At 72.0% G+C, this 13593-nt stretch carries 1 protein-coding gene; it reads left to right on the forward strand.

Annotated elements, in window-relative coordinates:
- Window positions 1-13593: type I polyketide synthase (locus C6Y14_RS43780; RefSeq protein WP_159074430.1), on the forward strand; the 13593-nt coding region annotated here is incomplete at both ends.

The following is a 13593-nucleotide window of genomic DNA, read 5'->3' on the forward strand; positions in this document are numbered from 1 at the left end:
CCGGGCGGGGATCTCCTCGTTCGGTATCAGCGGCACGAACGCCCACGTCATCATCGAAGCCGCCGAGCCCGCCCCGCAGGCCGAGGGAGCCGTGGCCGAACCCGGAACGCACGGCGACACGCAGGCCGTACGGGCAGCCTCGGTCGTGCCGTGGGTGCTGTCGGCCCGCAGCCGCGAAGGGCTGGCTGCACAGGCCGCGCGCCTGCTCGCCTTCGCCGAGGAGCGGACGGATCTGAACCCGGTCGACGTCGGCTTCTCCCTGGCGACATCGCGGGCGGCACTCGAACACCGCGCCGCCGTCGTCGGCCACGAGCGGGAGGACCTGCTCCGGGGGCTCGCCGCACTGGCGTCCGACGAGCCCGACACCGGAGTCGTACGAGGCTCCATCCGTACGACCTTCGCCGCGACGGCGTTCCTGTTCTCGGGGCAGGGTGCGCAACGGGTGGGTATGGGCCGGGAATTGTACGAGTCCTTCCCGGTGTTCGCGGAGGCGTTGGACGAGGTGTGTGCCGCTCTGGATCCCCATTTGGACCGACCTGTGCGTGAGGTGATGTGGTCGGAGCCGGAGCCGGAGCCGGAGCCGGAGCCGGAGCCGGAGCCGGAGCCGGGGTCGGATCTGTTGGATCGGACGGTGTTTGCGCAGGCGGGGTTGTTCGCGGTCGAGGTGGCGTTGTTCCGGCTGCTCGAAGCGTGGGGCGTACGCCCTGACTTCGTGGCGGGGCATTCGATCGGTGAGCTTGCCGCCGCGCATGTGGCGGGGGTGTTCTCGCTCGGTGATGCGGCCAGGCTGGTGGCTGCGCGCGGGCGGTTGATGCAGGCGTTGCCCCCGGGCGGGGCGATGGGCGCGATCCAGGCGAGCGAGGACGAGGTCGCCCCGCTGCTGGACGACGCGGAGGTGGCGATCGCGGCGGTCAACGGCCCGGACGCGGTGGTCGTCTCCGGTACGGACGCCCAAGTCACTGAGATCACGGCGCACTTCAGCGCACTGGGCCGTAAGACGAGCCGCCTACGCGTGTCTCACGCCTTCCACTCCCCGCTCATGGACCCCATGCTCGACGCCTTCCGCGAAGTCGCCGAGAGCATCACGTACAACGCGCCCGTCATCCCGTTCATCTCCAATGTGACGGGCGGATCGGCTCCGGATGACCTTGCCTCGGCCGACTACTGGGTCCGGCACGTCCGTGAGGCGGTCCGCTTCGCGGACGGTGTCGCGCACCTTCGCTCTGCCGGCGTGACCCGTTTCGTGGAACTGGGTCCCGACGGCGTGCTGGCCGCGATGACCCGTAACTGCCTGGACGAAGCGCCCGCCGCGGCACTGGTCGTCCCTGCCTTGCGGGGGCGGGAGGCCGAGGTCGCGACGCTGCTCACCGCCGTCGCCCAGCTCCATGTGAACGGTGCCGCGCCTGACTGGCACGCGCTCTTCACCGGAGCCGGAGCCGGAGCCGGAGCCGGCACGGGCACGGGCACGGGCACCGGCACCGGCACGGGCACGGGCACCGGACACGGCGCCCGGCACGTGGATCTGCCCACGTACGCCTTCCAGCACCGGCGCTACTGGCTGGAGGCCGCCGGTGGGACCGTCGATGTGACCTCAGCCGGCCTGGACCGCACCGGCCACCCGCTGCTCGGCGCGACGCTCTCCCTGGCCGACTCCGGCAGGGTGGTGCTCACCGGCCGGCTGTCGGTGGGCTCACAGCCGTGGCTCGCCGACCACGTCGTCGGCGGTGTCGTGCTCTTCCCCGGCACGGGCTTCGTGGAACTGGCGATCCGCGCCGGAGATCAGGTCGGCTGCGGACGCATCGAAGAGCTGACCCTCCGCACACCGCTCGCCCTTCCGCGGCGCGGCGCTGTCCAGGTACAGGTCGTGGTGGGAGAGGCGGACGCCCTGGGAGCCCGTCGGGTCAGCGTCCACTCCCGCGACGAAGGCATGTCGGTGTGGACGCAGCACGCCGCCGGCACGTTGACACCCGGCGCGCACGACGGCCACGACCTGGAGCAGTGGCCGCCCCTGGGCGCCGCCCCCGTGGAACTGGACCGGTTCTACGAAGGACTCGCGGAATCCGGTCTGGAGTACGGGCCGGTGTTCCGTGGGTTGGGGGCGGCGTGGCGGCGTGGTGAGGAGGTGTTCGCGGAGGTCGCTCTTCCTGAGCGGGTGGAGGGGGACGGGTTCGGGTTGCATCCGGCGTTGCTGGACGCGGGTCTGCATGCGGTGGCGTTGAGTGGTGCGGTCGGTGACGGGGTGGTGCTGCCGTTCGCGTGGTCGGGGGTGGAGCTGTTCGCCTCCGGCGCCACGGCGCTGCGCGTCCGCGTCGTTCCGTCGGGCGGCGGAGCGGTCTCTCTGCACGTCGCGGACGCCTCGGGACGCGCGGTGGCCACGGTGGAGTCGCTGGTGCTTCGGGAGATCTCCGTCGACCAGCTCTCGGCCGCCCGGTCGGTGTTCCACGAGTCGCTCTTCCGCGTGGACTGGACGCCGATCCCGGCAGCCCTTTCCGAACCTTTCGGCGCCGCAGCCCATTCCGAAGCCACAGCACTCCCCGACGCCTCGGACGACTGGACCACGTGGGACGAACTGGGACCCGACGACGATGTCCCCGCGGTCGTGGTGCTGCCGTCCACCGCGGGCACGGACCCGGGCTCCGTCCGGTCGGCCGTGCACCGGGTTCTGGACGCCGTACGGTCCTGGCATTCCGAAGAACGGTTCGCCGACGCGAGGCTGGTCGTGGCCACTCGTGGCGCGGTGTCCTCGGCGGGTGAGGAGGTCAGCGACCTCGCGGGTGCGGCGGTGTGGGGTCTGGTGCGGTCGGCGCAGTCGGAGGACCCCGGCCGGTTCGCACTGGTCGATCTCGACGCGGACGCCGGCCCGGCCGAGGCGGTGGCGGCAGCCGCCCTCGGCGAACCGCAGGTGGCGATCCGCGACGGCGTCGTCCACGTGTCCCGCTTGGCGCGCGTCGCCGTGAAGGTGGGGGAGACGCACGGGGAGCCGGCCTCGCTGTTCACCCGTACTGGTACCGGTACCGGTATTGGTACCGGGGCCGTCCTGGTGACGGGTGCGTTCGGTGCGCTGGGGAGCCTGGTGGCGCGGCACCTTGTTGTCGGGCACGGGGTTCGTCGTCTGGTGTTGGTGGGTCGTCGGGGTGTGGAGGCGCCGGGAGCCCGGGAGTTGTGCGCGGAGCTGACGGAGCTGGGCGCCGAGGTCGAGGCGGTGGCCTGTGATGTGTCGGACCGGGACGCGGTCGCGGCGCTCGTCGCGGGCCGTGCGTTGTCCGGTGTGGTGCATGTTGCCGGGGTGCTGGATGACGGGGTGATCTCGTCGTTGACGGCTGAGCGGGTGGATGCGGTGTTGCGTCCGAAGGTGGACGCGGCCTGGTATCTGCACGAGCTCACGCGGGACATGGGTCTGTCGGCGTTCGTGCTGTTCTCGTCCGCCGCTGGTGTGCTGGGGACATCGGGACAGGGGAGTTACGCGGCGGCCAACGCGTATCTGGACGGCCTGGCGGAGCATCGCCGTGCGGGTGGACTGCCTGGCCTGTCGCTGGCATGGGGGCCGTGGTCGGCGGATGTGGGCGGCATGGCGGGCGGGCTCGCCGGTTCCGACACCCAGCGCATGGCACGGTCCGGTGTGGAGGGACTCTCCGCGGACCAGGGCCTCGCGCTCCTGGACACCGCTGTCGCGCTGGGCACGGCCGCGCTGGTCCCCATCCGCCTCGATCCCAGGATCCTGGCTGCCACCGGAGCCGCAGAGGTACCCCCGCTGCTCCAGGGGCTCGTACCGAGGACGCGGCGCTCGGCCGCCGGCGCCCGCGCGGACACGGGGTCCCTGCGCAGGCAGTTGGCGACCCGGCCCGAGTCGGAGTGGCACGAGGTGCTGCTCGGCATGGTGCGTACCCAGGCGGCTGTCGTCCTCGGGCACGCCGGTCCGGTGGCGATCGACCCCGAGCGCGCCTTCCGCGACCTCGGGGTGGACTCGCTGTCGGCGGTGGAACTGCGCAACGGGCTGGGGGAGGCGACCGGCTTGCGGCTGCCCGCGACGCTGGTCTTCGACTACCCGACACCGGAGGTGCTCGCCCGGTACCTGCTGAGCGAGGTGTCCGGCTCCGTGGACGACGGCCTCGGCGCCGTCGCGTCCGTCGCCTCCGACGACGAGCCGATAGCGATCATCGGGATGGCGTGCCGTTATCCGGGTGGGGTGGCTTCTCCCGAGGATCTGTGGCGGGTGGTGGCCGGTGGTGTGGACGTGGTGTCGGAGTTCCCGTCGGACCGGGGCTGGGATGTTGCGGAGTTGTTCGATCCGACGGGTGAGCGGCCCCATACGAGTTATGTGAATGCCGGTGGGTTCCTGCATGATGCGGCCGGTTTCGACGCGGAGTTCTTCGGGATCAGTCCGAACGAGGCGTTGACGATGGATCCGCAGCAGCGCCTGTTGCTGGAGACGTCGTGGGAGGCGCTGGAACGCGCGGGCATCGACCCCGCCGCACTGCGGGGCAGCGCGACCGGCGTGTTCGCCGGAATGATGTACCACGACTACGCGGCGAACAGCAGCACGGGCGCGATCGCCTCCGGCCGGGTGGCCTACACCTTCGGCTTCGAGGGCCCGGCGGTCACCGTCGACACCGCGTGCTCGTCCTCACTGGTGGCGCTGCACTGGGCCGCCCAGGCCCTCCGCTCGGGGGAGTGCACGCTGGCACTGGCCGGCGGTGTCGCGGTCATGGCCACCCCCGAGGCGTTCGTGGAGTTCAGCAAACAGCGCGGTCTCGCGGCGGACGGCCGGAGCAAGTCGTTCGCCGCGTCGGCCGACGGCACCGGCTGGAGCGAGGGTGTCGGCATGCTCCTGGTGGAGCGGCTGTCGGACGCCCGCCGCAACGGTCACCCCGTCCTGGCTCTCGTACGTGGTACAGCGACCAACCAGGACGGCGCCTCGAACGGACTGACCGCGCCCAACGGCCCCTCGCAGCGCCGCGTGATCCGGCAGGCGCTCGCCAACGCGGGCCTGGACACCGGCGATGTGGACGCGGTGGAGGCGCACGGCACGGGCACGACGCTGGGTGACCCCATCGAGGCGCAGGCCCTGCTGGCCACGTACGGGCAGGACCGTCCGCAGGACAGCCCGTTGTGGCTGGGGTCCATCAAGTCGAACATGGGCCACACCCAGGCGGCGGCCGGTGTCGCGGGCATCATCAAAATGGTGCAGGCGATGGAGCACGGCGTACTGCCGCGCACGCTGCACGTGGACGCCCCGACCCCGGAAGTGGACTGGGCCTCGGGGGACGTCGAGTTGCTGACCGAGGCGCGCGAGTGGCCGCAGAACGGCCATCCGCGCCGGGCGGGCGTCTCCTCGTTCGGGATCAGCGGCACCAACGCCCACGTCATCATCGAGCAGGTCCAGGCGCCGACGTATCCAGCACCGACGAATGCAGCACCGACGAATGCGGCGCCTGTCAAAGAAGCACCGGCGGGCACCATCCCCTGGATGCTGTCGGGCCGGTCCGCCGGGGCGTTGCGCGGCCAGGCCGAGAAGCTGAGGTCCTACCTTGCGGCGCACCCGGAAGTGAGCTCCGCCGACGTCGCGTTCTCCCTGGCGACGTCCCGTCCCGCAATGGAACACCGCGCGGTGCTGATCCCGGACGACCGCGAGGCGGCACTCGACGGCCTCGCGGCCGTTGCAGCCGGGGAACTACGGTCAGGCGTGGTACGCGATACGGCGACCCCTGCCGCGACGGCGTTCCTGTTCTCGGGCCAGGGGGCGCAACGGGTCGGCATGGGACGGGAGTTGTACGAGTCCTTCCCGGTGTTCGCGGCGGCGCTGGACGAAGTGTGTGCCGCCCTTGACCACCACCTCGATCAACCTCTGCGTGAGGTGATGTGGTCGGAGCCGGAGCCGGAGCCGGAGCCGGAGCCGGAGCCGGAGCCGGAGCCGGAGTCGGGGCCGGCGTTGCTGGATCGGACTGTGTTCGCGCAGGCGGGGTTGTTCGCGGTCGAGGTGGCGTTGTTCCGGCTGCTCGAAGCGTGGGGTGTATGCCCTGACTTCCTGGCGGGGCACTCGATCGGTGAGCTCGCCGCCGCGCATGTGGCGGGGGTGTTCTCACTCGGAGACGCGGCCAAACTGGTGGCGGCGCGCGGGCGGTTGATGCAGGCGTTGCCCCCGGGCGGGGCGATGGCCGCCGTCCAGGCCACCGAGGACGAGGTCGCCCCGCTGCTGGGCGGCACGGAGGTGGCGATCGCGGCGGTCAACGGCCCGGACGCGGTGGTCGTCTCCGGCACGGAGGACGAAGTCGACCTAGTTGTCGCCCACTTCACCTCCCTCGGGCGCAAGACGTCCCGGCTGCGGGTGTCGCACGCGTTCCACTCCCCGCTCATGGACCCGATGCTGGACGCTTTCCGGGAGGTCGCCGAGAGCATCACCTACGCCACCCCCGCCATCCCGGTCGTCTCGAATGTCACGGGCGCGCCGGCGGAAGACCTCGGGTCGGCCGACTACTGGGTCGGGCACGTGCGTCAGGCCGTCCGCTTCGCCGACGCCGTCCGGACCCTGCGCGACGCGGGCGTCACCCGCTTCGTGGAACTGGGCCCCGACGGCGTCCTGTCCGCGATGGTGCGCGCCGTGGTGGACGACACGGTGCTGGTGGTGCCGACGCTGCGGCGGGAGCACGGAGAGTCCAGGACGTTGCTGACGGCGGTCGGTCGGCTGCACGCGGCCGGTGTTCCCGTCGACCGGGCCAGGCTGTTCGACGGCCGTGGCGCCCGGCGGGTCGACCTTCCCACCTACGCCTTCCAACGCGAGCAGTACTGGCTCGACGTGCGGAGTTACTGGCGCGAGGCGTGGGCCGGCTCGGCGATCGGAGGCAACGACCTCGCCTCCTCGGGGCTGGAGGCATCGGGCCACCCGCTCCTCGGGGCGGTCCTCTCCTCACCCGACTCGGACGGTGTCGTCCTGACGGGCCGGCTGTCGGTCCACGACCAGCCCTGGCTGCGCGACCACGAGGTGTTCGGCACCGTCGTGTTCCCGGGCAGCGGGCTCATGGAACTGGCGATCCGCGCCGGCGACCAGGTCGGCTGCGGAACACTGGACGAGCTGACCCTGGAAGCTCCTCTCGTGCTTCCGGCCGAAGGTTCGATCTCGGTACAGGTCGTGGTCGGGAACACGGGTGGCTCGACGCGGCGTACCGTCGCCGTCCACTCACGCACCGACATCGACGGGCCCTGGACCCGCCATGCCTCTGGGCATGTCTCGGGTCATGTCTCACCGGCGGGCGCCGCGCCCGTCTTCGCGCTTGAGCAGTGGCCGCCGGCGCAGGCGACCGCGGTGGACATCACCGGGCTGTACGACGACCTGGCGGAGGCGGGACTGGAGTACGGCCCGGCCTTCCGTGGGTTGCGCGCGGTGTGGCGGCGCGGCGACGAGGTGTTCGCGGAGGTCACGCTTCCCGATTCCGAGGCGGCGGACGGCTTCGGCCTGCATCCGGCGCTCCTGGACGCCGCGCTCCACGCGATCGCGGCGGGCGCCTACGGCGACCAGGGCACAGCCCTGCCGTTCGCCTGGTCGGGGGTGGAACTGTTCGCCTCCGGAGCCACATCACTGCGCGTCAAGTTGACCCGAACCGGCACCGCGAGCGTGGCCCTTCAGCTCGCCGACCCGGCGGGCCGCCCGGTCGCGTCGGTCGAGTCCCTGACACTGCGCGAGACGTCCGCCGCGCAACTCGCCGCGGTCCGGCACACGTTCCACGAGTCCCTGTTCCGTGTCGTCTGGTCCCCGCTCGAAACCGGGCCCGTCGCCGACCGGCCCTCCTGGGCGCACTGGGACACGCTGACACCCGAAGCCCCCGTACCCGACGTCGTACTGCTGGAGCTCCCGGCCGGTGACGCGAGCGCCGTACGCCCGCGCGTCGGGCGCGCCCTCGATGTCGTGCGGTCATGGCCGGCGGAGGAGCGGTTCGCCGACGCGAGGCTGGTCGTGGCGACTCGTGGTGCGGTGTCCTCGGCGGGTGAGGAGGTCAGCGACCTCGCGGGTGCGGCGGTGTGGGGTCTGGTGCGGTCGGCGCAGTCGGAGAATCCCGGGCGGATCGTCCTGGTCGATCTCGACGCGGATACCGGGCTCGCTGACGCGGTGGCGACCGTTGCCCTGGGCGAGCCTCAACTGGTCATACGGGCGGGCGTTGTTCATGCCTCGCGGCTGGCGCGTGTGGCGGCGGAGACCGGGGACTCTTCCCCTTCGGTGTTCTCCGGCGAGGGCGCTGTTCTGGTGACGGGTGCGTTCGGTGCGCTGGGGAGCCTGGTGGCGCGGCACCTTGTTGTCGGGCACGGGGTTCGTCGTCTGGTGTTGGTGGGTCGTCGGGGTGTGGAGGCGCCGGGAGCCCGGGAGTTGTGCGCGGAGCTGACGGAGCTGGGCGCCGAGGTCGAGGCGGTGGCCTGTGATGTGTCGGACCGGGACGCGGTCGCGGCGCTCGTCGCGGGCCGTGCGTTGTCCGGTGTGGTGCATGTCGCCGGGGTGCTGGATGACGGGGTGATGTCGTCGTTGACTCCGGAGCGGGTGGATGCGGTGTTGCGTCCGAAGGTGGACGCGGCCTGGTATCTGCACGAACTGACGCGGGACATGGGTCTGTCGGCGTTCGTGCTGTTCTCGTCGGCCGCGGGCGTACTCGGCTCTCCCGGGCAGGCCAACTACGCGGCGGCGAACGGTTTCCTGGACGCCCTGGCGGCACACCGCCGGGCGAACGGCCTGCCCGCCCAGTCACTCGCCTGGGGACTGTGGAGCGGAGGAATGGCGGGGCAGGTCGACGACGCCGACCTCCGCCGCCTCGCCCGTACCGGACTGAAGTCGCTGTCCGCGGAACAAGGACTCGCGCTCCTCGACACGGCCGCCACGGTCGACGAGGCCGTGCTCGTCCCGATGAGCGTGGATCTCACCGCACTTGGCGCCGCCGGAAGCGAAGTGCCGCATCTGCTGCGCGGTCTGGTCCGGCGCCCGGCACGCCGGGTCGCCGGCAGCGGAACCGGTGGGACATCGGGCCTCGGACGGCAACTGGCCGGCCTGTCCGAGAACGAGAGGGAGGCCCTGCTGCTGCAGATCGTGCGCGGCAGCGCCGCGGCCGTCCTCGGGCATGCGGGTCCCTCGGCCATCGATCCCGCCCGTGCCTTCGGCGAACTCGGCTTCGACTCGCTGTCGGCGGTGGAGTTCCGCAACGCGCTCACCGAGGCGACCGGGCTGCGCCTGTCGCCGACGCTCGTCTTCGACCACCCGACGCCGATCGTCCTCGCCCGCCACCTGCGGGACACGGTGACCGGCCACACCGCGGACACCCCGCTTCCCACTGCGGCCCGGGACGACGAGCCGATCGCGATCGTGGGCATGGCCTGTCGATACCCCGGCGGCGTCACGTCCCCCGACGACCTGTGGCGGCTGGTCGCCGACGGCGTGGACGCGGTCTCGGAGTTCCCCCGGGACCGCGGCTGGGACATCGGACGCCTCTACGATCCCGAGGGCACCCGGCAGGACACGAGTTACGTCGACACCGGCGGGTTCCTGCACGAAGCGGCCGAGTTCGACGCGGCCTTCTTCGGGATCTCGCCGCGTGAGGCCCTTGCCATGGACCCCCAGCAGAGGTTGCTGCTGGAGACGTCGTGGGAGGCCCTGGAGCGGGCGGGGATCGACCCCGCGTCCCTGTGGGGCAGCCGGACGGGTGTGTTCGCGGGGGCGATGTACCACGACTACGCGTCGAGCAGTAACACCGGCTCGGTCGCCTCGGGCCGTATCTCGTACACGCTGGGTCTGGAGGGCCCGGCGGTCACCGTCGACACGGCGTGCTCGTCGTCGCTGGTCGCCCTGCACCTCGCGGTACAGGCCCTCCGCTCGGGTGAGTGCTCCCTGGCGCTGGCGGGCGGCGTCGCGGTGATGGCGACCCCGGAGACCTTCGTCGAGTTCAGCCGCCAGCGGGGTCTTGCGCGTGACGGCCGGGCGAAGTCGTTCGCCGCCGGGGCCGACGGGACGTCCTGGGGCGAGGGCGCGGGCATGCTGCTGGTGGAGCGGCTGTCGGACGCGCGGGCCAACGGTCACCCGGTGCTGGCGATCGTGCGGGGCACGGCGGTGAACCAGGACGGCGCGTCGAACGGTCTGACCGCCCCGAACGGCCCGTCCCAACAGCGGGTCATCCGACAGGCGTTGGCCACTGCCGGCCTCGGTACCGGCGATGTGGACGCGGTGGAAGCACACGGTACGGGGACGACGCTGGGCGATCCGATCGAGGCGCAGGCCCTGCTGGCCACGTACGGGCAGGGCCGTCCGGAGGGCAGTCCGTTGTGGCTCGGCTCGATCAAGTCGAACATCGGGCACACACAGGCCGCCGCCGGCGTGGCCGGAATCATCAAGATGGTCAAGGCCATGGACCACGGTGTCCTGCCGCGCACCCTGCACATCGACGAACCGACACCTCACGTGGACTGGACCGTGGGCGAGGTCGAGCTGCTGACGGAGACGCGCGAGTGGCCGCAGGCCGCTGGTCGTCCACGGCGGGCGGGGATCTCCTCGTTCGGGATCAGCGGGACGAACGCCCACGTCATCATTGAGGCGGCTCCCGTTCCTGTTGCCGCTCCGGCTCCTGTTCCGGTGGCTGTTCCGGCTTCGGCTTCGGCAGGGGGTGGCGAGCGGTCGACCGGGACGGCGTCGGCGTCGGCTTCGGCGTCGGTGCCGTGGTTGGTGTCCGGGCTTGACCGGGACGCGGTGACGGCGCAGGCCGTCCGGCTGCTGCAGTTCCTCCAGGAGCGTCCGGAGCTGGATCCGGTGGACGTGGGTTTCTCCCTGGCCACCTCGCGGGCGGCGCTGGAGCACCGTGCCGTGGTGGTGGGCGAGGACCGCGCGGAACTCCTGGCCGGACTGGGCAGGTTGGCCGCAGGGGAGCGCAACCGCCCCGAGCAGGGCCGAACGGAGGGCGCGACGGCGTTCCTGTTCTCGGGGCAGGGTGCGCAACGGGTCGGCATGGGGCGGGAGTTGTACGAGTCCTCCCCGGTGTTCGCGGCGGCGTTGGACGAGGTGTGTGCCGCTCTGGATTCCCATCTGGACCGGCCTCTGCGTGAGGTGATGTGGTCGGAGTCGGAGCCAGAGTTGCTGGATCGGACGGTGTTCGCGCAGGCGGGGTTGTTCGCGGTCGAGGTGGCGTTGTTCCGGCTGCTGGACGCGTGGGGCGTACGCCCTGACTTCCTGGCGGGTCATTCGATCGGTGAGCTTGCCGCCGCGCATGTGGCCGGGGTGTTCTCGCTCGGCGACGCGGCCAGGCTGGTGGCGGCGCGGGGCCGGTTGATGCAGGCGTTGCCCTCGGGTGGGGCGATGGCGGCGATCCAGGCCACGGAGGACGAGGTCGCTCCACTGCTGGATGACGCGGAGCTGGCAATCGCGGCGATAAACGGCCCGATGTCCGTCGTGGTGTCCGGCGCGGAGAGCCAAGTCGCCTATGTGCACGGCCTGTTCAGCGCGCTCGGCCGCAAGACAAGCCGCCTGCGCGTCTCCCACGCCTTCCATTCCCCGCTCATGGACCCGATACTGGAGGCTTTCCGTGAGGTGGCCGAGAGCATCACGTACAGCACGCCCGCCATTCCGTTCATCTCCACTGTGACGGGCGGATCGGCTCCGGACGACCTCGCTTCGGCCGACTACTGGGTGCGGCACGTCCGCGAAGCGGTCCGGTTCGCCGACGGCGTCCAGGCCCTGCGGGACGCGGGCGTCACCCGCTTCGTCGAACTGGGACCCGATGCCGTGCTCGCCGCGATGGCCCAGAGCTGCCTGGACGCCGAAGTGGCCGTGCCTCTCGCCTTCGTACCGGTGTCGCGTACGAACCAATCCGAGCCGACCGCTCTCCTCACCGCGCTCGGACAGCTCCACACCGCGGGAGCCGTTGTCGACTGGCACGCGATGTTCGCCGGGCGAGGAGCCCGGCTGGTCGAACTGCCCACCTATGCCTTCCAACGGGACCGGTACTGGCTGGTGGACGCCCCGTCCGGCGACGGCCCCGCCGCGGTGGGGCTCGGTCCGGCCGAGCATCCGCTGCTCGGCGCCGTGGTCGACCTGCCCGGCTCCGACGGGGTGGCGCTGACCGGCAGGCTGTCGGTCGGGGACCTGCCCTGGCTGGCCGACCACGAGGTGTTCGGTTCGGTACTGCTCCCGGGCACCGCCTTCGTGGAACTGGCCGTACGGGCCGGGGACCAGGCCGGCTGCGGCGTACTGGAGCAACTCACCCTGGAAGCACCGCTGATCCTGCCTGAGCGCGGAGTCGCGCTCCATGTGGCCGTGGGCGAGCCCGACGAGCTGGGCCGGCGCACGGTGAGTGTCCATTCCCGCCACGGCGACGAGAACGGCACGACCGGTCAGGAGACCACGACCGGTCAGGAGAGCTGGACCCGGCACGCCGAAGGCATGCTGGCCCCGGGCACCGGACAGTGGCCCTCCAACGATCCGGACCACCGGACGCCGCCGACGCCCGAGCAGTGGCCGCCCGCCGGGGCGACCCCGATCGACCTGAACGGCGTCTACGACCACCTCGCCGAGCGGGGCTTCGGATACGGGCCCACGTTCCAGGGACTGCGGGCGGCCTGGCGGGCCGGGGACGACCTGTTCGCCGAAGTCGCGCTGCCCGAGGACGAGCGCGCCGAGGCCGCCGCGTACGGGATCCACCCGGCGCTGCTCGATGCCGCCTTGCACGTGATCCTGCTCGACGACGGCGAGGAGGCCCTGCTCCCGTTCGAGTGGAGCGGAGTGGACCTGCATGCCGCGGGGGCCCCGGTGCTCCGCGTCCGGGTGTCGCCGCTCGGCGGCACCGCGATGGAGCTGGCGGCCACCGACGAGACGGGACAGCCCGTGCTCACCGTGGGGTCGCTCGTCTCGCGGCCCATGTCGCCCGAGCAGCTCACCGCGCACGGCGGCCCGGACGGCTCGCTCTTCACCGTGGCCTGGACACCTGCGCCCGACCTGGCCGTACGGCCCGATGTGAAGGCGGCGGTACTGGGGTCCGACCGCTGCGGTCTGGACGACGCCGTGCCCGCGTTCGCGGAGCTGCCCGAGCTGGCCGAGGCGGGCTGCCCCGAGGTCGTGGTGTGGGCGTGCCCGTCCGGTGCCGGTGCCGGTGCCGGTGCCGGTGACGTCCTCGCAGGCGTCCGATCCGTGACGCACCGCGTGCTGGACGTCGTCCAGGGATGGCTGGCCGACGAGAGGTTCGCCGCGTCCCGCCTCGTGGTGGTCACCCGCGGGGCTACGACGGCGGGCGACGCCGGACAGCTCGCGCAGGCACCCGCCTGGGGCCTGGTCCGGGCCGCCCAGGCGGAGAACCCCGGCAGGTTCGTCCTGGTGGACCTGGACGACGGGCCGGTGCCGTCCACTGCCCGGACCGACGTGCTCGCCGTGGCCGCCTCGGGCGAACCCGAGGCGGCGGTCCGCGCCGGCGAGATCCATCTGCCCCGACTGGTCGGCGCACCCGGCGCACCCGGCGAACCTGCCACCTCCGGTGCTGTTTCCGGTGCTACTTCCGGTGTCGCGTCGGTGGTGTCGTCGGTGTGGGGTGGGTTGGGTTCGGGGTGGGTGTTGGTGACGGGTGGTACGGGTGGGTTGGGTGCGTT

Origin of the sequence: Streptomyces dioscori (assembly GCF_003024195.1) — a bacterium.
Taxonomy (GTDB): Bacteria; Actinomycetota; Actinomycetes; order Streptomycetales; family Streptomycetaceae; genus Streptomyces; species Streptomyces dioscori.